The following is a 20,036-nucleotide window of genomic DNA, read 5'->3' as shown; positions in this document are numbered from 1 at the left end:
GGCGAATGCCCGCGAGAAACCATATCCTGCGTGAGAAACCACTTCTGACGTGGTTTCTCACGACAGAAGTGGTTTCTCGCGGCAGGTCAGGCCTTCACGTACCAGGCAGCCGTGTCGACGGGCAGCGCGGTGCCCTCAAACGGCTGGCTCTGCACGAGGAACGTCACGCCCTCGCCGAGCTCCACCGGCTCCGCGCCGAGGTTGGCGGCGACGTGCAGCCCACCTCGGCGGAACGCCACCGCATCCGCGCCCAGATCCTCCCAGACGAGCGATCCGGTGCCGAGGTTGTGCTCGCGACGCAGGCGCAGCAGCTGTGTGTACAGCGCCAGCGTCGAGTCGGGGTCTGCCTGCTCGACATCGCGTGCGTAGGTCGCCCATTCCGCGGGCTGCGGGAGCCAGGATGCTCCGGACTCGTTGAAGCCGAAGGCAGGAGCATCCGCTTCCCAGGGCAGCGGCACGCGGCATCCGTCACGTCCGTAGCGCTCGCCGTTCGTGCGGAACCAGGTCGGGTCCTGACGCACGTCGTCGGGCAGCTCCATCGCTTCGGGGAGGCCGAGCTCCTCGCCCTGGTAGAGGTAGGTCGATCCGGGCAGTGCGAGCATCACCGTGGATGCCGCGCGTCCGCGCGCCTGGCCGACCGCCGTGTCGGGCTTGCCCTTCGAGAGCGGTCCGATGCCCTCGCCCTGCGGGTTGTCGGCGGTGAGCGCGAGGCGCGAGAAGTGGCGCACGACGTCGTGGTTCGACAGCACCCACGTGCTGGGGGCGCCGACCGCACCGAACTCGTCGAGCGACTCGCGGATGACCTCGCGCAGCTGTGTGGCATCCCACGGGGTCATCAGGTACGGGAAGTTGAACGTCTGGTGCATCTCGTCGGGGCGCACCCAGAGTGCGGTCTGCTTGAGGGTCGGCATCCAGGCCTCGCCACAGAGCGCACGGTCGCCGTCGTACTCTGCGAGCACGGTGTGCCAGTCGCGGTAGATGTCATGCACGCCGTCCTGGCCCCAGTACGGCACGTTCTGCTCGCCGCCGCCCATCGAGTCGGCGTCGGTGGGGGCGTGATAGTCGTGCAGGCCGTCGGCCTTGACCATGCCGTGGGCGACGTCGACGCGGAAGCCGTCGACACCCCGGTCGAGCCAGAAGCGCAGGATCGAGCGGAACTCTTCCTGCACCTCGGGGTTGGTCCAGTCGAAGTCGGGCTGTGTCGCGTCGAAGATGTGCAGGTACCACTGGCCTGGAGTGCCGTCGGCCTCGGTCACGCGCTCCCACATGCCGCCGCCGAAGACGGACTGCCAGTTGTTGGGCGGCAGCTCGCCGTTCTCACCCTTGCCGTCGCGGAAGATGTAGCGGGCGCGCTCGGGGCTGCCGGGGGCGGCGGCGAGGGCCTGCTGGAACCACTCGTGCTGGTCGGAGGAGTGGTTGGGGACGAGGTCGACGATGACGCGGATGCCTCGGGCGTGCGCCTGCGCCAGCATCTCGTCGAAGTCGGCAAGTGTGCCGAAGATCGGATCGACGTCGCGGTAGTCGGCGACGTCGTAGCCGGCATCCTTCTGCGGGCTCGTCATGAACGGGCTGAGCCAGATCGCATCGATGCCGAGGGTCTTCAGGTCGTCGAGGCGGCTCGTGATGCCGGGCAGATCGCCGATGCCGTCACCGGAGGCATCCGCGAAGGAGCGGGGGTAGATCTGGTAGATGACGGCGCTGCGCCACCACTCGGAACCGGGCGCTGCGAACTGCTCAAGCTCTGTCATGCCAACAGGCTACTGCAAGCGCTTGCATTCTGACCAGAGGCGGGATTCGATCGGCTCCGACAGCCTGCCTTTCGCCGCCGAACCAGTCGAGCGCTACGCTCAGCCTCAGAGCGACGACCAGGCCGGCCGCGCCGTGAGGAGGAATCATGATTCCCGAGATCAACTACTGGGCGGTACTGCTGGCGACGGCGTCGAGCATGGTCGTCGGATCGATCTGGTACGCCCGCGGCGTCTTCGGCACGCGCTGGTCGAAGCTCGCGAACGTCGACATGGACAAGCCCGCGGCCAGCGCCACGATGGCGATCATCACCACCGTCATCGTCAGCTTCGTGACAGCGTGGGTGCTCGCCGGAGCGACCGCGATCTCCTGGCACTTCTACGGAGGATCGTTCCTGATCTCGGCGCTCGTCACCTCGATCGTGCTGTGGGCCGGCTTCACCGCCGCCCGCTTCATCACGCACGACGCCTTCGAAGGGCGCCCCACGTCGCTGACGGTCATGAACATCGCGCACGAGCTCGTCACGGTCGTCGTGATGGCCGTCCTCATCGGCGTCTGGCCTCCGGCGCTCGGATAGGCCGAGTAGCTCGGAGAGACGAAGAGAGGGGCGGATGCTGCGTAGCATCCGCCCCTCTCTGTCTGTCTTACGCGGCGACGCGCGCGACCGCGGCGATCGCGCTCGTGAAGAACGCCAGCCCGTCGACCCCCGACCGCATGGCAGCCGTGGTGTCGGGGCCGAAGCCCGGCTCGGTGGCGTGCTCAGGGTGCGGCATGAGGCCGACGACGTTGCCCGCCGGGTTCGTGAGGCCGGCGATGTCGCGCAGCGAACCGTTGGGGTTCACGCCCGCGTAGCGGAAGGCGACGAGGCCCTCGCCCTCGATGCGGTCGAGCGTCTCGGTGTCGGCGATGTAGCCGCCCTCTGCGTTCTTCAGCGGGATGACAATCTCTTGACCCTGCGTGAACTCGCTCGTCCAGGCCGACGTCGTGTTCTCGACGATCAGGCGCTGGTCGCGGCGCACGAAGTGCTGGTGATGGTTGCGGATCAGGCCGCCGGGCAGCAGGTGCGCCTCGACGAGCATCTGGAAGCCGTTGCAGATGCCGAGGATGGGCATGCCCTTGGCGGCAGCCTCCTTGACCTCGGTCATGATCGGTGAGAGTGCGGCGATCGCACCCGAACGCAGGTAGTCGCCGTAGCTGAAGCCGCCCGGGAGGACCAGAGCGTCGACGCCCTCGAGGTCATGCGAGCCGTGCCACAGCGCAACGGGCTCGGCGCCCGCGAGCTGGATCGCGCGCTGCGCGTCGCGGTCGTCCAGCGAGCCGGGGAAGGTGATGACCCCGATGCGGGTGGTCACTCTGCGACCTCGATGCCCACGACGTCTTCGATGACCGAGTTCGACAGCACGTCGTCGGCGAGCTTCTTGACCTCGGCCAGAAGCTCGTCGGTGACCTCGCCATCGACGGTCAGCTCGAAGCGCTTGCCGATGCGCACCTCACTGAAGGAGGTGACGCCGAGGCGGCCGAAGGCTCCGGTCACGGCCTTGCCCTGCGGGTCAAGGAGCTCGGGCTTGGGCATGACGTCAACGACGATTTTGGGCATGAACGGCTCCGGAAGTCGCGGGCGGAAGAGTATGTTCAGTCTACCGCCTGCGGGAGGCACGCCCGGGGCATGCGTCACACCACGGAATCGCGCAGCGATGCGCACCTGACTACCGTGGAAAGGACCGCCGGGTCGCTGAAGCATCCGACGGCGTTACGAAACGCGAGATGACGATGACCAGCCCGATCGACCCGAAGACAGGCGAGACCACGCCCACGGCGACGACCAAGTCGCGCCGCAGCAACGCCGCGAAACGACTTCTCGAAGAGGTCACCAAGCCCGGATTGGTGCATCCTGCGCTCATCCCCGGCATTGGCGTGGAGCGCACCGGCAAGATCTTCCCGATGAACTGGGGCGTCTTCGCGATCGCCGCCGCCCTGGCTCTCGGCGTGATCGTCTGGGCGTTCATCGACCCCGACGGCGTGTCCACCGTCGGGGCGGCATCTCTCTCGTGGACCACCGAGTACTTCGGATGGCTCTTCGGCGCACTCGCGGTCGTCGTCATCGTGTTCATGCTCATCATCGGCTACGGCCGCACGGGGGGCATCCGCCTGGGAGCCGACGACGAGGAGCCCGAGTTCTCCACCGTCTCCTGGGTCGCGATGCTGTTCTCCGCAGGCATCGGCATCGGGCTGCTCTTCTATGGACCATTCGAGCCGCTCACCTACTTCCTCAACCCGCCGCACGGCTTCGACGATGCGCCGGGCAGCGCCGACGCCATGCACTCGGCGCTCGCGCAGACCACCCTGCACTGGGGGCCCATCGCCTGGGCGTTCTACGCGCTCGTCGGAGGGGCGATCGCCTACTCCGCCTACCGTCGCGGGCGTGCGCCGCTGATCTCGGCGATCTTCACGCCCATCTTCGGTGAGCGCACGAACGGACCGATCGGCTGGGTCATCGACGTCTTCGCGATCGTCGTCACCCTGTTCGGCACCGCGATCTCGCTGGGCATCGGCGCACTGCAGATCGGCCGCGGTGTCGAGGTGGTCACGGGCATCGGCGAGGTCGGTAACACCTTCCTCATCGCCGCGATGGCGATCCTGACCGCCCTGTTCGTGCTCTCCGCGGTGTCGGGCCTCAAGCGCGGCATCCGTGCGCTCTCCAACATCAACATGGTGCTCGCCGGTGTTCTCGCGCTCTTCGTGTTCATCGCAGGCCCCACGATGCTGCTGCTGAACTTCCTCCCTGCCGCTGCCATGGACTTCTTCAACGAGCTCGGCACGATGCTCGTGCGCAACCCGATCCACGGCGAGGAGACCGCGGAGTTCATGCAGGCCTGGACGACGTACTACTGGGCGTGGTGGGTGTCGTGGTCGCCGTTCGTGGGCATGTTCATCGCGAAGATCTCCCGCGGCCGCACGCTGCGCGAGTTCGTCACGGTCGTCATCATCGTTCCGTCGGCCGTGTGCTTCACGTGGTTCGCGATCTTCGGCGGCACGTCGATGTGGATGGAGTCGGAGGGGATGGGGATCAGCGATTCCGGCTCGCCCGAGGCGATGCTGTTCACCATGCTCGGCAACCTGCCGTTCGGGGTCATCACCTCGGTCGTCGCCCTGATCGCGATCGTCATCTTCTTCGTGACATCCGCGGACTCCGCGTCGATCGTCATGGCCTCGATGAGTCAGCGCGGACGCCCCGAGCCCGCCACCTGGGTGACGATCGTGTGGGGTGTGATGCTCGGGCTGATCGCCGTCTCGCTTCTGCTCGCGGGTGGCCAGGATGCGCTGTCCGGGCTGCAGTCGCTCATGGTCGTCTCCGCGCTGCCGTTCGCATTCGTCCTCATCGGGATGATGTTCGCCTGGGTGCAGGATCTGCGTACGGATCCGTACGTGCTGCGGCAGAAGTTCGCCCGTGCGGCGATCGCGCAGGGCGTGCGGCGCGGTATCGAGGAGCACGGCGACGACTTCGTGTTCGAAGCGCAGGCGACCAAGGAGGGCGAGGGTGCGGGAGCGTTCCTCGACACCGAGGATCCCGCGCTGACCGAGTGGTACGTCGAAGCTGTCACGGGGCAGATCGATGTGATCACCGCGGATGATGTCGACCGCACGCTCGAGCCCGGGCGCATCCAGCCGAAGGGGCCGGAGCGCCCGGATCACACGGCGTCGGGGGATGCGGCCCTCACCGTCGGCGAGGAGCGGAAGAAGAAGCCCTCCGCCGAGTAGCGTCCGTCAGGAGTGGAAGACCGTGTGCAGGTCGCCCACGATCTCGCGCCCGCCGAGGCCCTCGATCTCGAACAGCACGCTGACGCCGGCCACGGTGTGTCCGAGGGTCTCGACGAGGTGGCGTCCAGCGGCGAGCGTGCCGCCGGTCGCCAGCACGTCGTCGATCAGCAGCATCCGCGTGCCGCGGGGCAGATCGTCGTGCATCTCGATGGTCGCGGTGCCGTATTCGAGGGCGTAGTCGACGGATGCGGCGGGTCGCGGAAGCTTGCCGGCCTTGCGGATCGGCACGAGCCCGACGCCCGCGGAGATCGCGGCGGCACCGGCGAGGATGAAGCCGCGTGCCTCGATGCCGGCAACGACGTCGAAGGTTCCGAGGAAGGGCTCCATCAGAGCCTCGGTCGTGACGCGAAGAGCCTCGGCGTCGGCGAGGAGCGGAGTGATGTCGCGGAACAGGATCCCGGGTTCGGGGTAGTCGGGGATCTCGCGGATCAGAGACGCGGCGCGGGTGAGGGCAGGGCTAAGCGGGGCTTCGGGCACCTCCTAAGGGTACGCGCCGGGTGAGGTGACGGCTTGCTGCGGTCAGGTGTCAATGACGCCTTGACATGGTGGGAGCGCTCCCATACAGTGGGGTCTCACGTCGTGGGAGCGCTCCCACGATGCTGTGCACGACCCGAGCACCACCCCCCTGCACCATTCACCACACAAAGGAGTGATCCCGTGAACGCACCTGCACGCCGACGGATCCTGGCTGTCGCCGCCGTCGCATCCGTCTCCACCCTCGCCATCGCCGGCTGCTCTGCCGCAGCGCCCGGCGGTGACGCCGCCGCCGGCGATGAGAAGGTCACACTCACCGTGACCACCTTCGGCACCTTCGGCTACGACGACCTCTACAAGGAGTACGAGAAGCTCAACCCGAACGTCACGATCGAGGCGACCAACATCGACACCGGCGGCAACGCACGCACCGACGCCTTCACGAAGATCGCCGCCGGCTCCGGCCTCAGCGACGTCGTCGCGATCGAAGAGGGATGGCTCGGCGCCATCATGGACGTGTCCGACACCTTCGTCGACCTGCGCGACTACGGCATCGAGGACCGCAAGGGCGACTGGGTCGACTGGAAGTACGGTCAGGCGACGGATGCCGACGGCCGCGTCATCGGCTACGGCACCGACATCGGGCCTGCGGGCATCTGCTACAACGGTGCCGCGTTCGAAGCCGCCGGTCTCGCGAAGGATCGTGACTCGGTCGCGGAGCTTCTCAACGGCGACTGGGAGAACTTCTTCGCCGTCGGCGCCGACTACACCGCGAAGACAGGCAAGGCCTGGTACGACCACTCCGGCTTCGTCTGGAACGCCATGGTCAACCAGCTCGACGAGGGGTACTACACCGCCGACGGTGAGCTCAACGTCGAAGGCAACGCCGAGCTCAAGAAGCGCTTCGAGCTGCTGGGCGCAGCCGCCGAGGGCGGTCAGTCCGCTGCGCAGGCGGCCTGGGACTGGAACGGCGGCAAGTCGTTCGTCGACGGCACCTTCGCGACGTTCGTTTGCCCCGGGTGGATGCTCGGCGTCGTTCAGGGTCAGGTGGAAGCCGGCGGCGGCGATGCGTCGACGGGCTGGGACTTCGCTGACGTGTTCCCCGGTGGCGCAGCCAACTGGGGCGGCGCGTTCCTCTCCATCCCGGAGACCTCGAAGAACAAGGAAGCGGCTGCGAAGCTCGCCGACTGGCTGACGCAGCCCGAGCAGCAGGTGAAGCAGTCCGCAGCGGCGGGCAACTTCCCCTCGACCATCAAGGCGCAGGAGACCCTCGCTGCGGACGCGACGCCGAACGCCTTCTTCAACGACGCGCCCACGGGTGCCATCCTCGCCGAGCGGGCCAAGGGTGTCGTCGCGCAGTTCAAGGGTGCGGATGACTCGGTGATCCAGGAGAACGTCTTCGGCCCCGCGCTCAACGCACTCGACCGCGGCGAGACGAACACCCAGGGCGCCTGGGACCAGGCCCTCACCCTGCTGAAGGACCTCGTCGGCTGATCCGCTGGAGCGTTTCGTCTCGCTCGTCCCGCTCTGGGCTCACGCGCCGGCCTCCGGTCGGCGCGTGAGCGCGGGCGAGGCGAAACGCCCTCTCGCTTGCAAGGACACACCATGACGCTCACCGCGCCCCGCGCATCCGCCCCTGCGGCTCCGCCGCCCACGGCACCGGCCCCGCGCCGTCGTCACCGCCTCTCGCGGTTCGATCACAGCGCATCGCCGTACTTCTACATCGCCCCCTTCTTCCTCCTGTTCGGCCTGGTCGGCCTGTTCCCCCTCGTGTACACGGTCTACGTCGCGATGCACGAGTGGGATCTGCTCAAGGGCGAAGGCGGGTTCGTGGGCCTCGGCAACTTCGTCGAGATCCTCGGCGATCACATGTTCTGGAACTCGATCGGCAACACGCTCAGCATCTTCGTGCTCTCTGCCATCCCGCAGCTGACCGTCGCTCTCGTCGTCGCATACCTGCTCGACCGCGGCCTGCGCGCGCCGACCTTCTGGCGGATGAGCGTGCTGATCCCGTTCGTCGTCACACCGGTCGCGGTGGCTCTCATCTTCTCCAGCATCTTCAACGAGGCCGATGGTCTCGCCAACAATCTGCTGAACCTGATCGGCATCGCCGACCAGGAGTGGAAGCACAACACCTTCCTCTCGCACGTGGCGATCGCCGTCATGGTCAACTTCCGTTGGACCGGATACAACGCCCTCATCCTGCTCGCCGCCATGCAGGCGGTTCCGCGCGACCTCTACGAGTCGGCCGCACTCGATGGGGCGGGCCCCGTGCGCCGCTTCTTCTCGATCACGATCCCGACGATCCGTCCCACCCTCATCTTCGTCATCATCACCGCGACGATCGGCGGACTGCAGATCTTCGCTGAACCGAAGCTGTTCGACGCCTCGACTGCGGGCGGCATCGGCGGCAGCGATCGCCAGTTCCAGACCACGGTGCTGTTCCTCTGGGAGCTCGCCTTCTTCCGGCGCGATCTCGGCGAAGCATCCGCCGTCGCCATCCTGCTCTTCGTGCTCATCGTCGGCATCGGCGTGATCAACTTCCTGCTCTCCCGGCGGATCTCCACCGGAGACGCCCCGAAGAACCGCGCGGCTCGCCGTCGCATCCGATCCGCCGCAAAGGAGGAAGGCCGATGACCGCCACCGAGCTTCTCAGCGTTCCCGAGAAGGTCCGTCGTCGTGGCCGTGCGGGAGGAACCGCCGGCATCGGCAGTCGCCCCGGCTTTCTCACCTACGGGCTCCTCGCCGCGTTCCTCATCGGCAGCGTCTACCCGCTGTGGTGGTCGGTCGTCGTCGCGAGCGGCACCAACGCGACGCGCGGCGAGACCCTGCCGCTGATTCCGGGTGGCAACTTCCTCGCCAACGCCGCCACCGTGCTCGACGCGATCCCCTTCTGGCTGGCGCTGGGCAACTCGTTCCTGATCTCCGCGATCATCACGATCTCGGTCGTGACCTTCTCGACCCTCGCGGGCTACGCCTTCGCCAAACTCCGTTTCCGCGGACGCGACGGGCTGATGATCTTCGTGATCGCGACGATGGCCATTCCCACGCAGCTGGGAATCATCCCCCTGTTCATGGTGATGCGCGAACTGGGATGGACCGGTTCGATCGGGGCGGTGATCGTGCCGACCCTCGTGACGGCGTTCGGTGTGTTCTTCATGCGGCAGTACCTCGTCGACGTCATCCCCGACGAGCTCATCGAAGCCGCCCGGATGGACGGTGCGAACCAGTTCCGCACCTTCCTGACCGTCGGCGTTCCCGCCGCGCGCCCGGCCATGGCGATCCTCGGGCTCTTCACGTTCATGACGGCCTGGACCGACTACCTGTGGCCGCTGATCGTGCTCTCTCCCCAGAACCCCACTCTGCAGACAGCGCTCAGCCAGCTGCAGTCGGGCTACTACATCGACTACTCGATCGTGCTCACGGGAGCGGTGCTCGCCACCCTTCCGCTGCTCATCCTCTTCGCGGTGGCTGGCAGGCAACTGGTCAGTGGCATCATGCAAGGCGCAGTGAAAGGATGACTCGCATGACACGTTCCTTCCCGGATGGTTTTCTCTTCGGAGCCGCGACCGCGGCGTACCAGATCGAGGGCGCGGCCTTCGAGGACGGACGCACGGCATCGATCTGGGATGCGTTCGCGCGGATGCCCGGGGCGGTCGAGAACGCCGACAACGGCGACGTCGCCTGCGACCACTACCACCGGTACCCGCAGGATGTGGCGCTCATGAAGCAGCTCGGCCTGCAGACGTACCGCTTCTCGACGTCGTGGGCGCGCGTGCGCCCCGACGGCGGCGCGGTGAACCAGAAGGGCGTCGACTTCTACAAGCGCCTCGTCGACGAACTGCTCGCGGCCGACATCCTTCCGTGGCTCACCCTCTACCACTGGGACCTGCCGCAGGCGCTGCAGGAGCAGGGTGGATGGACGAACCGCGATGTCGTCGAGCGCTTCGTCGAATACACCGGCACGATGCACGACGCGCTCGGCGACCGCGTGAACGTGTGGACGACCCTCAATGAGCCCTGGTGCTCGTCGTTCCTCTCGTACATCGGCGGAGAGCACGCGCCAGGACACAACAGCGTCGCGGAAGGCCTGCTCGCCTCACACCACCTGCTGCTCGCGCACGGCGCCGCCATCCAGGAGCTCCGCGGACGCGACGCATCCCTCAACCTCGGCATCACCCTCAACCACACGGTCGCCGATCCGGCCGACCCGCAGAACCCCGGGGATGTGGATGCGGCACGCCGCCTCGACGGACAGTTCAACCGCTGGTTCCTCGACCCGATCTATCGGGGCGAGTACCCGGCTGACGTCGTGGACGACATCCGCGCGGTGGATGTCGCGGCTGTCGACGCCTTCGAGGCGGCCGTGCACGACGGTGACCTCGCGCTTATCTCGCAGCCCATCGACACGCAGGGCGTCAACTACTACCACGGTGACCTCGTCTCGGGCGAGGCGCAGGCGGTCCCGCCGGTGCACGTCGCTCCGGCGACCGACTGGCCCGGGCGCAGCCCCTTCCCGGCGGCTGACGGCGTGCACAATGTCGAGCGCGGGCTGGCTCGCACGGCACAGGGCTGGGAGGTGCAGCCCGAGGGGTTGACCCGCCTGCTGCAGCGCCTCTGGGTCGAGTACGCCCAACCGGCAGGGGTCGCGCTCGCCGTCACCGAGAACGGTGCCGCCTACGACGACACGGTGGTGATCGAAGACGGCGAGACTCGCGTGCACGACGTCGAGCGCACCGACTTCCTCCGTGGACACCTCGGCGCCACGCTCGACGCGCTCGACGCCGGCGTGGATGTCCGTGCGTTCTTCTACTGGTCGCTGTTCGACAACTACGAATGGTCGTGGGGCTACGCCAAGCGCTTCGGCATCGTGCGCGTCGACTATGAGACCCAGGAGCGTTCGGTGAAAGACAGCGGTCGGGAGTACGCTCGCATCATCACCGCCCGCTCTTTGTAGCGTCCGGCGGTGCACGAAGGGGGAGCTGTGCCGTCACGGGCGACGATCGAAGAAGTGGCCTCCGCTGCGGGAGTCTCGCGCTCGACGGTGTCGCGGGTGGTCAACGGCTCGACGGCTGTGAGCCCGGAGGCACTGGACGCGGTGAACGCGGCGATCCAGCGCCTCAACTACGTGCCCAACCGTGCGGCGCGGTCGCTGGCCTCGCGGCAGACCCACGCGATCGCGCTGATCGTTCCCGAAGACACCACCACGTTCTTCGGCGACCCGTTCTTCGCGGCGATCGTGGCGGGGATCACTGGCGCGCTGGGCGGATCCGACTATCTGCTCAACCTGCTCATCGCGAGCAATGACCCCGGCAACAAGATGACGAGCTTCATCCGCAACGGCGGCGTCGACGGTGCCCTCATCGTGTCGCACCACACGAGCGACGCCTTCATCGATCAGATCGCCGATGCCGTCCCCGTGGTCTTCGGCGGTCGTCCTGCGGCGGTGGGCGACAACGACTACGTGGTCGACATCGACAACGTCGCGGGCGGGCGCACGGCCACCGCACACCTCGTGCAGGCGGGGCATTCGCGCATCGCGGCGATCAACGGGCCACGCACGATGCTTGCCGCGGCGGATCGTGCGCAGGGCTTCCACGCAACTCTGGCGGATGCCGGACTCGTGGCCTTCGCCGAAGCGGAGGGTGACTACACGGAAGCCAGCGGTGCCGCTGCGATGCGACAGATCCTCGCCGTCGGACGCCCGGATGCGGTCTTCGTGGCGAGTGACCTGATGGCGCGTGGTGCTCTCACCGTGCTGAACGCAGCGGGGATCCGCGTGCCCGAAGATGTGGCGCTCATCGGCTTCGATGATTCGCCCATCGCCCTGACGACGACGCCACTGCTCACGACAGTGCGGCAGCCGATGTACGCCCAGGGCGAGGAGATGGCGAACGTGCTGCTCGCGCGCCTCGCCGGAGGCACGCCGCCGCAGACGACGATCCTGTCGACCGAACTCGTCGTGCGCGAGTCGGCGTAGTCGTTCAGGAAGCCGGGAGGGTGGCGAGCTCTGACTCGTGCACGCCCAGTGTGAGATAGCGCTCGTGCAGGGCGGCCACCGCCGCTCCGTGTGCGCCGGCGTACTCACCGAGGGCGGAGAACACCAGCCGGGGGGCGAGTCCGAGGTGGTGCGTGAGCATCGTCTCGTAGCGTGGCAGGTCGTCGACGAGCGATGCAGAGACGCCGCCGCCGAGCACGATGACCTCGGGCTCACAGGAGACGGTCGCGGCGGTCAGGACGATGAGCAGTGCCTGATCGAAGTGCGCCCGCAGGGAGCGCAGCGGCTGGGGGGCATCGGCGGCGAAGATCTCGGCGGGGGAGGTGATCGCGATCCCCGATTCGGCGGCGAGGCGCGTGAGGCCGGGGCCGGTCACCATGAGCTCGAGGCGCGTGCCGAGGGGGCCGGCGGGAAGCTGGCCGAACTCGCCGACCACGCCCTGTTTGCCGCGCAGGATGCGCCCGTCGACGGCGACGCCCGCGCCGAGGCCGGCGCCGATCGTCAGCATGACGGCGGTGGGGATGCCACGAGCGGCGCCGAAGTGCTGCTCGCCGAGGAGAGCAAGGTTCGCGTCATTGTCGCCGCGCGCGGGGAAGCCGAGTTCCTGCGTGAGCAGGTCGATGAACTCGGAGCGCTCAAGCTGCGGCATGTTGGGGGCGTTGGTGATCGTGTGACCGTCGCTGCTCACGGCTCCTGGCAGGCCGACGAAAGCGCACCGGAGGTGCGGATGCTCGGCGCCGGCGAGGCTGCGGATCTCATTCGCGACCCACCGCGCGAGTTCGTGTGCGTCGGCGCCCTGCGGTGTCGGCAGGCTGGTCTGCGCGCGGATCGCTCCTCCGAGGTCGGCGGTCACGAGCCGGGTGTTGGATGCTCCGAGGTCGACTCCGACGACTTCACTGTGCGGGGTGTGGATGTCGAGGAGGACAGCTCGGCGCCCCCGCTGCTCGGAGACGAGCTCGGACACCTCGTATACGAGGCCGTCGGCGATGAGCTGATCGATCGCGCGGGTGACGGTGGCGGCCGAGATGCCGGTGAGATCGGCGAGGTGCTTGCGCGTGACGGGTCTGTGACGCAGCAGGTGTGCGAGCACCGTGTTGCGGTTGATCTCACGTGTGTCGTGGACCACGAAACCCCCTCTGCGCGGCGAAATCGGCTGGTTCGACCATACTTCCACATTCGCGTCACGAAGATTGCAATGAGGGTGATCGGACGTCGACTGCGGGTCGCCATCAGGGGCAATTTCCCACTTCTTATCGATTCTGGCTTGACTTTGATTTCGCAATGCAATCAAATAGGCATGTCAACGGCGACACCCCACCCAGGGGTCAGCCCTCCCGCTGTGCAGGTTGAAAGGCTTTCTCATGACTACCCGAATCGCTCGCCGCGGCGCGCACGTGGCTCTCACCGGCATCGTTGCCGGCGCACTTCTGCTCACCGGCTGCGCCGCCCCCGCAGCATCCTCCGGTGATTCCGCCGCCGAGTCGAAGACTCCCGCCGCCGAGCCCAGCCTCGAGTTCACCGGCCCCAACGGCGAGACTCCCGGTCCCCTGGCCGACGTCGTTCTCACCGCGGATGAAGAGAAGCAGATCGCCGACGGCGACCTCACCGCAGCCTTCATCTGGCACACCTCCGGAGACTTCGTCGCCGCCGTCGAACAGGGCGCGCGCCAGGAGTTCGAGCGTCTCGGCGTCGAGGTCGTCGCGAGCACCCAGGCCGGCTTCGACGCCGCGACCCAGGCGAACAACGTGCAGACCGTCATGGCGCTCAACCCCGACATCGTCGTGGCGATCGCCGTCGACCCCACCTCGGCGGCCACCTCGTTCCAGCCGATCAAGGATGCCGGTGCGAAGCTCGTCATCATGACAACGCCGCCCGCGGGCTGGAAAGCCGGGACCGACTTTGTCTCGATCGTGACGGAAGACCTCGCCAAGGCGGGTCGCGCCAACGCGGAGATCCTCGGCGACGCGCTCGACGGCACGGGCGAGATCGGCTATCTGAGCTACAACGCGAACTTCTGGTTCACGAATCAGCGCGATGAGTCGTTCAAGGCGTGGACGGCCTATTCGTACCCCGACATCACGATCGTCGAGGAGCAGGGCTTCGCGCAGGAGACCGACACGCAGACCATCGCCGCCGCGATGATCGCGAAGAACCCGAACCTCAAGGGCATCTACGTCTCGTGGGCGACGGCTGCACAGGGCGTGCTCGCGGCGATCAAGGCATCCGGTCGCACCGATATTCAGGTCGTCACCAACGATCTCGACACCACGGTCGCCGCCGCGATGCTCAACGGGACGAACGTCGCCGGCATGGTCGGAAACGGATCGATCGACATCGGTGTCGGCCTCGCCCGCGCGGGCGCGTACGGTGTGCTGGGCAAGACGGCCCCCGCGCTGGTCGCGAGCGACCCGACCAAGGTCAGCGCCGACAACCTCGACGCAGGATGGCTCGCCGACTACGGCGTCGAGCCGCCGGCGAGCGTCACCGGAAAGTAGCCTCAGCAGCCAGGGGGCGGTGTGCACTCACCGCTCCCTCCTTCCTCGAAAGAGAGCCCATGTCCTCTGTGATGACGGTCTTCGGACCCGTGCCGTCGGCTGATCTCGGTCGCGTCATGCCCCATGAGCACCTGTTGTCGCTGGTGCCGGGTCCGTGGCTGACGGCGGGTCGCGCCGACAACCAGGTCGACCTGGCGATCGGGGCGCTCGATGGCTTGCACTCCGCCGGTTTCGGCGCGGTCGTCGACCTGTCGCCGTACGGAGTCGTGGGCCGCAGCGCCGACGGTGCGAATGTGACCCAGCTGCGTGAGATCTCGCGGCAGAGTGGGGTCGACATCGTCGCAGGAACCTCGATCTACCTGGAGGCCTACGCGCCGGGATGGGCGCGTGAGGCTCCGCTCGGTCAGCTCGTGGCTCGACTGGTGGCGGACGCGGCCACCGGCATCGGCACCACCGACGTGCGCGCCGGTGTCTACGGCGAGCAGGCCACGAGCCTGGGCGAGATCACCCCGTTCGAGGAGCGGATGCTGCGCGCTGTCGCTCGCGCACACGCCGAGAACGGTCTGGCGATCTTCACGCACACGACGCACGGGACCATGACGCAGGAGCAGCTCGACATCCTGCAGTCCGACGGCGCCGACCTCGATCGCGTCGTGATCGGGCACATCGATACGCAGTTGAGCCTCGATGTCGCCCGTGCCGTGCTGGATCGCGGCGCGCTCATCGCTGTCGACACGATCGGCAAAGAGACCTGGGACTTCTTCCTGGAGCCCGCGCCGGCGCAGCGCCCTGATGGCGACTTCGTGAAGCACGCGTTCGCGCGCAGCGACGAGGGCCGGGCCGACATGGTCGCCCAGCTTGTCACCGAGGGCTACGGCGAGCGGATTCTGCTGGCGCAGGACCTCACCGGCGCGGAAGTCTGGATGAACCCGGGCACGCACGGACAACGCGGCTACATGTATCTCGCGGACGTCTTCCTGCCGATGCTGCGCGAGCGGGGCGTCGACGAGTCGGCGATCGATGCGATGACGCGCACGACCCCCGTCCGCATGCTGGAGGTGACCGCGTGACCGGCCTGCTGATCGGCATCGATCTCGGCGGCACGAAGATGCACGTCGGAGCGGTGAGGGCGGATGCGACCGCGCAGCGGCTCTCCCTGGAGGCGGAGCGTGTGGTTCCGACGCCGAGCGGCGGCGGCGTGGATCTGCTCGACGCGCTCGTGACGACGGTGTCGGCGCTGCGGGACGAGGTGGGCGTCGGGCCCGTCGTGGCGATCGGCCTGGGCGGCGCCGGGGTGCCGCAGGCAGACGGAGGCTTCTCGGATGCTCCCAATCTGGGGGACGTCGAGTTCGATCTCGTTGCCGCTCTCGGGGCCCACTTCACGTGCCCCGTCACGCTCGACAACGATGCCAACGTCGCTGCCATCGGAGAGCTCGTCGCTGCGGCGACGACGGATTCCTTCGCGTACGTCGCTGTCGGCACCGGCATCGGCATGGGACTCGTCCTCGGCGGGGAGCTCGTCCGTGGTGCGCGGGGCGCGGCCGGCGAGATCGGGTATCTCCCCCTGGGCGCCGACCCGCTGGATCCCGCCCATCACCGACGCGGGGCGCTGGAAGAGGCCGTCGCCGGTGATGTTCTCGCCGCGCGCGATTCGGGTGCCCGCAACGTGCGCGAAGTGTTCGACCGCGCTGCAGCAGGTCAGCCCGATGCGGTGGCCGCCGTGGACGCACAGGCTCGGTGGATCGCGTACGCGCTTGCATCCGTGATCGCTGTCGTCGACCCCGGCGCTTTCGTCCTCGGCGGCGGGATCGGCTCTCGTGAAGAGCTGCGCGCCCCGATCCAGCAGTGGCTCGCCCGTCTCGGCCACCCCGATGTGCCGTTGCGCATCTCTACCCTGGGCTCCGCCGGAGCCGTCCTCGGAGCGATCGAGCTGGCTCGTCGTTCGATGTCATCGTTGACAGGAGCATCCGCATGACCACCGTTGCCACCCCGACCCCTCTGCTGCAGAGGGTGCGACACGACTGGCAGAAGTACGTCGTCTACATCGGCTTCGTACTCGTGTTCGTCTTCTTCGCGATCACGCAGGGCGCGAACTTCCTCAACCTCACGACGCTCGTGAACATCGCCACGCAAGCGGCGCCGATCACGATCATGGCCGTCGGCACGGTGTTCGTGCTGAGCCTGGGTGAGATCGACCTGTCGATCGGGTCGACCGTCGCCCTCTCGGCGTTGTCTGCGGCGGTCGCTCTGCAGGTCACCGGCTGGTGGTGGGCGGGTGCGCTCGCCGGCCTGCTCGTCGGTGCGCTGGTCGGCTTCGTCAACGGTGTCTTCATCACCGCGTTCCGCCTGCCGTCGTTTCTCGTGACCCTCGCCACCATGGGCTTGGTCGCGGGTCTCGCGCAGCAGATCACCAACCTGCAGTCGGTGCCGGTGACGGATGCCACGTTCGTCTGGATCTTCGGCGGCGGAACCCTCGCCGGTGTGCCGATTCTCATCTGGTGGTCGCTCGTGATCGCGGTCCTCGGCTGGCACGTGCTGCGCCAGCGTCGGGCCGGTGCGCACGTGCTCGCGGTCGGCAACAACGCGCAGGCCGCCCGCGTCAGCGGCGTGAAGGTGGCACGGGTGCGCCTCATGGTCTTCACCTTCTCGGGAATCGCTGCGGCACTCGCCGGCATCCTCTACGCCGGACGCCTTGCGGGTGCCACCTACACACTCGGCACCGCGGACCTGATGAGCGTCCTCGCCGCCGTGATCGTCGGTGGCACGGCGCTCGCCGGAGGTCGCGGTTCGATCATCGGTGCGGTCGTCGGCAGCCTGTTCATGAGCATGATCAACTACGGACTTCTGCTGGGAGGCCTCACCGTGGCGCAGCAGATGATCGTGCGCGGTGTCATCATCCTTCTCGCCGTCACCCTGTCGCTGCGCGGCAAGAAAGGTCAGTGACCGATGTTCCTCTCACTTCTTCAGCGTCGCAACGCCGCACTGCTGCAGGCCGCGGCTGCGTTCCACCGCAGCGGTGAGCTGCCTCCCAACACCTTCGTGATCGACCTCGACGCGGTGGAGCGCAACGCGCGCACCATCAGCGCCGAGGCGGCACGTCTCGGAATGCGTCCCTTTGCGATGACCAAGCAGATCGGTCGCAATCCGGATGCGTCGCGCGCGATCCGTCGCGGCGGAATCACCGAAGCTGTCGGTGTCGACCTCGAATGCGCCGTCGCCGCCGCGACGGGCGGACTCGCCACGGGGCACGTGGGGCACCTCGTGCAGATTCCGCGGCATCGGGCCGCCGAGGCATCCGCCCTGCAGCCCCGCTACTGGACGGTCTTCTCGGAGCAGAAGGCACGCGAGGCGGGCGCTGCCGCCCTCGCGCACGGTCGGGTACAGGACGTGCTGCTGCGCGTCGTCGCCCCCGGCGACCGCTTTTACACCGGGCATGAGGGCGGCTTCGACGCCGAGCGCATCGTCGAGCATGCACGGGTGATCGACGCACTGCCCGGTGTGCGGGTGGCCGGGGCGACGACCTTCCCTGCGACGCTCGTCGACGGCGAGAGCGGGGAGGCGCAGACGACCCCGAACCTGCAGACGCTGGCTCAGGCGAAGCGGCGACTGCAGGATGCCGGGTTCGAAGATGTGCAGATGAATGCTCCGGGTACGACATCGACCGCGACCCTTGCGCGACTCGCCGAGGCAGGCGCAACGCAGGTCGAGCCGGGGCATGGACTCACCGGCACGACTCCGCTGCACGCACGCGTCGACCTGCTCGAAGAGCCAGCCATCGCCTACGTGACCGAGGTCTCCCACCTCTGGGACGACCGCGCCTACGTCTTCGGCGGCGGCCTCTACGTCGACCCCGTGCACGGGATCCCCGCGACGTCGGCGCTCATCGTGCGCGACGGCGAAGACCCCGCGACCGTCACCGCTCGTCCGGTCGAGATGCCCGCGCCGGAGGCGATCGACTACTACGCGCGCATTCCGCTCGACGCTCCCGCCGACGCCGCCGAGGGCGACACCGTGATCTTCGGGTTCCGACCGCAGGTGTTCGTGAGCCGCGGGCTCACCGCCGGCATCCGCGGGCTCTCGACGGGATCCCCGCAGCTGGCGGAGATCTGGTCCTCGAACGGCGCGCCACCGCTGCGCGCCACCGCCGAGACGGCCGCGCTCGCGGTCACGCAGCAGGAGGTCGGAGCATGAGCGTCAACGACACCGCCATCGATGCCCCGCTCGAACTGCGCGGAATCACCAAGAGCTTCGGCGCGGTGACCGCGATCCACAACTTCGATCTGCGGGTCGAGCCCGGTGAGATCGTCGCACTCGTCGGCGACAACGGCGCCGGCAAGTCGACACTCATGAAGATCATCGCGGGTGTCTACCAGCCCAGCGGCGGCGAGATCCTGCTGCGCGGGCAGAAGGTCTCGCTCGCGGATGCCTCGGCTGCGCAGGCGCAGGGCATCGAGGTCGTCTACCAGGACCTCGCGCTCGTCGACCAGCAGCCCGTGTACATGAACCTGTTCCTGGGACGCGAGCTGACTCGGGGGGTGTGGCCGTTCACCGTGCTCGACCGCGCCGAGATGGCACGGCAGACGCAGAAGCTCGTCGACGACCTCGACGTGCGCATCCCGAGTGCGAAGGCGACCCTGTCGGACCTCTCGGGCGGTCAGCGGCAGGCGATCGCGATCTCGCGCGCCACGCACTGGGCGAGCAACCTCGTGCTCATGGATGAGCCGACCGCTGCGCTCGGTGTGGCCGAGACAGCGAAGGTCGAGTCGCTCATCCTGCGTCTGCGCGAGCGCGGCACCGCCGTCGTGATCGTCAGCCACAACATGGAGCAGGTCTTCCGGATCGCAGACCGTGTCACCGTTCTGCGTCGCGGCACCCAGGTCGGCACAATGCGCGTCGCCGACACCTCGCACAATGAGCTGGTCTCGATGATCACCGGCCTCGCCGGGTAATCAGTGTCCGTGTGCAAGCTGCTGGATGACGATGACGATGCAGCCGAGCGCGATGAGGATGCCCAGCGCGATCAGCTGTCGCCACCACGACACCCGAGTGCGTCGGACGGCGACGTAGCCGACGAGCCCGAGCACGCCGACGTACGCGACGGCGGCGATGGCGAGGGCCGTCTGCAACTCGATCCAGCCGAGCACTGCGAGGAGGAGTGCCAGCAGGGGCACCATCGCTGATCCGATCGCTGTGCCGGTGAGGGCGAGGAGTCGACGAAGCTCAGGGCCGTGCGGGAACGTTCCGGACACCGCGAGATGCGCAAGCAGATCCGCGACGAATCCGGCGGCAGCGATGGCCAGGATGCCGATGAGGAGGGTTATGCTCGCACGGACGGCGCTGGTGTGGTCGACGTTCGCGCTCTGGACGAGCACGATCGCGAGTCCTGTGAAGGTTGCGTAGATGCGTTCCTTGATGGCCGCAGGATCACTTCTCGACTCTGTGTCCTGCGGTGCTGACGTGTGCGCCTCGTTGGAGTGCTGCATGGCGGGAGCGTAGCACCGCAG

Annotated in this window: 19 protein-coding genes; 13 read left to right on the top strand and 6 right to left on the bottom strand. The window is 67.8% G+C overall.

Features of this window, described 5'->3' with window-relative positions; all coding sequences use genetic code 11:
- Positions 1-86: 86 nt before the first annotated feature.
- A complete protein-coding gene (locus JOD62_RS05775; RefSeq protein ID WP_204938364.1) occupies positions 87-1,748 on the bottom strand; it encodes a glycoside hydrolase family 13 protein in 1,662 nt (553 codons plus the stop codon).
- Between the two features lie 146 nt (positions 1,749-1,894).
- On the opposite strand from JOD62_RS05775, the gene JOD62_RS05770 reads away from it, so the two are divergent.
- On the top strand, positions 1,895-2,323 hold the full coding sequence (locus tag JOD62_RS05770; RefSeq protein WP_204938363.1) for a DUF1761 domain-containing protein: 429 nt from the start codon (positions 1,895-1,897) through the stop codon (positions 2,321-2,323).
- A gap of 67 nt (positions 2,324-2,390) precedes the next feature.
- On the opposite strand, the gene purQ is transcribed toward JOD62_RS05770, so the two are convergent.
- Together purQ and purS are read right to left on the bottom strand one after the other, a co-directional pair.
- A complete protein-coding gene (gene purQ, locus JOD62_RS05765) occupies positions 2,391-3,098 on the bottom strand; it encodes a phosphoribosylformylglycinamidine synthase subunit PurQ (protein WP_204938362.1) in 708 nt (235 codons plus the stop codon).
- Positions 3,095-3,343 (bottom strand): phosphoribosylformylglycinamidine synthase subunit PurS, encoded by a 249-nt coding sequence (purS, locus tag JOD62_RS05760; protein WP_204938361.1) that lies wholly within the window; start codon positions 3,341-3,343, stop codon positions 3,095-3,097. The genes purQ and purS overlap by 4 nt, the downstream gene beginning before the upstream one ends.
- A gap of 167 nt (positions 3,344-3,510) precedes the next feature.
- Here purS and JOD62_RS05755 point away from each other — a divergent pair, with 167 nt between their 5' ends.
- Complete coding sequence (locus JOD62_RS05755; RefSeq protein ID WP_204938360.1) at positions 3,511-5,505, top strand: BCCT family transporter; 1,995 nt, start codon at positions 3,511-3,513, stop codon at positions 5,503-5,505.
- A gap of 6 nt (positions 5,506-5,511) precedes the next feature.
- Here the strand turns inward: JOD62_RS05755 and JOD62_RS05750 are convergent, their stop codons facing one another.
- Positions 5,512-6,042: an adenine phosphoribosyltransferase gene (locus JOD62_RS05750; protein ID WP_204938359.1), complete on the bottom strand. Its 531-nt coding sequence runs from the start codon at positions 6,040-6,042 to the stop codon at positions 5,512-5,514.
- A gap of 180 nt (positions 6,043-6,222) precedes the next feature.
- On the opposite strand from JOD62_RS05750, the gene JOD62_RS05745 reads away from it, so the two are divergent.
- The 5 genes from JOD62_RS05745 (at position 6,223) to JOD62_RS05725 (ending at position 12,019) form a co-directional block, all read left to right on the top strand.
- Positions 6,223-7,533, top strand: a complete 1,311-nt coding sequence (locus JOD62_RS05745; RefSeq protein ID WP_204938358.1) for an ABC transporter substrate-binding protein — start codon at positions 6,223-6,225, stop codon at positions 7,531-7,533.
- Between the two features lie 111 nt (positions 7,534-7,644).
- Positions 7,645-8,676, top strand: a complete 1,032-nt coding sequence (locus JOD62_RS05740) for a carbohydrate ABC transporter permease (RefSeq protein WP_204938357.1) — start codon at positions 7,645-7,647, stop codon at positions 8,674-8,676.
- Positions 8,673-9,560: a carbohydrate ABC transporter permease gene (locus tag JOD62_RS05735; RefSeq protein WP_204938356.1), complete on the top strand. Its 888-nt coding sequence runs from the start codon at positions 8,673-8,675 to the stop codon at positions 9,558-9,560. The genes JOD62_RS05740 and JOD62_RS05735 overlap by 4 nt, the downstream gene beginning before the upstream one ends.
- 5 nt (positions 9,561-9,565) lie before the next feature.
- Complete coding sequence (locus JOD62_RS05730) at positions 9,566-10,996, top strand: glycoside hydrolase family 1 protein (RefSeq protein ID WP_204938355.1); 1,431 nt, start codon at positions 9,566-9,568, stop codon at positions 10,994-10,996.
- Positions 10,997-11,023: 27 nt separating this feature from the next.
- The gene (locus tag JOD62_RS05725; protein ID WP_204940073.1) at positions 11,024-12,019 is read left to right on the top strand and encodes a LacI family DNA-binding transcriptional regulator; all 996 of its coding nucleotides are present in this window, start codon (positions 11,024-11,026) and stop codon (positions 12,017-12,019) included.
- Positions 12,020-12,023: 4 nt separating this feature from the next.
- On the opposite strand, the gene JOD62_RS05720 is transcribed toward JOD62_RS05725, so the two are convergent.
- Positions 12,024-13,163, bottom strand: a complete 1,140-nt coding sequence (locus tag JOD62_RS05720; protein ID WP_204938354.1) for an ROK family transcriptional regulator — start codon at positions 13,161-13,163, stop codon at positions 12,024-12,026.
- A 235-nt stretch (positions 13,164-13,398) separates the two neighbouring features.
- Between JOD62_RS05720 and JOD62_RS05715 the strand changes: the two genes are divergently transcribed.
- The 6 genes from JOD62_RS05715 to JOD62_RS05690 are packed head-to-tail and all read left to right on the top strand — an operon-like array spanning position 13,399 to position 19,481.
- A complete protein-coding gene (locus JOD62_RS05715; RefSeq protein ID WP_204938353.1) occupies positions 13,399-14,532 on the top strand; it encodes a substrate-binding domain-containing protein in 1,134 nt (377 codons plus the stop codon).
- Between the two features lie 59 nt (positions 14,533-14,591).
- A complete protein-coding gene (locus tag JOD62_RS05710) occupies positions 14,592-15,602 on the top strand; it encodes a phosphotriesterase family protein (RefSeq protein ID WP_204938352.1) in 1,011 nt (336 codons plus the stop codon).
- Positions 15,599-16,507 carry an ROK family protein gene (locus JOD62_RS05705; protein ID WP_204938351.1) on the top strand — a complete coding sequence of 303 codons (909 nt, stop codon included), beginning with the start codon at positions 15,599-15,601 and terminating at the stop codon, positions 16,505-16,507. Before JOD62_RS05710 ends, JOD62_RS05705 begins: the two co-directional genes overlap by 4 nt.
- Positions 16,504-17,475, top strand: a complete 972-nt coding sequence (locus JOD62_RS05700) for an ABC transporter permease (protein WP_204938350.1) — start codon at positions 16,504-16,506, stop codon at positions 17,473-17,475. Before JOD62_RS05705 ends, JOD62_RS05700 begins: the two co-directional genes overlap by 4 nt.
- Positions 17,476-17,478: 3 nt before the next feature.
- Entirely contained in the window at positions 17,479-18,723 is a 1,245-nt protein-coding gene (locus JOD62_RS05695; protein ID WP_204938349.1) for an alanine racemase, read from the top strand.
- Entirely contained in the window at positions 18,720-19,481 is a 762-nt protein-coding gene (locus JOD62_RS05690; protein WP_204938348.1) for an ATP-binding cassette domain-containing protein, read from the top strand. Before JOD62_RS05695 ends, JOD62_RS05690 begins: the two co-directional genes overlap by 4 nt.
- Here the strand turns inward: JOD62_RS05690 and JOD62_RS05685 are convergent, their stop codons facing one another.
- Positions 19,482-20,015, bottom strand: a complete 534-nt coding sequence (locus tag JOD62_RS05685) for a hypothetical protein (protein ID WP_204938347.1) — start codon at positions 20,013-20,015, stop codon at positions 19,482-19,484.
- Between the last annotated feature and the right edge of the window lie 21 nt (positions 20,016-20,036).

This window comes from Microbacterium keratanolyticum, assembly GCF_016907255.1.
GTDB classification, from domain to species: domain Bacteria; phylum Actinomycetota; class Actinomycetes; order Actinomycetales; family Microbacteriaceae; genus Microbacterium; species Microbacterium keratanolyticum.
This window is presented reverse-complemented; position numbering and strand designations above follow the sequence as displayed.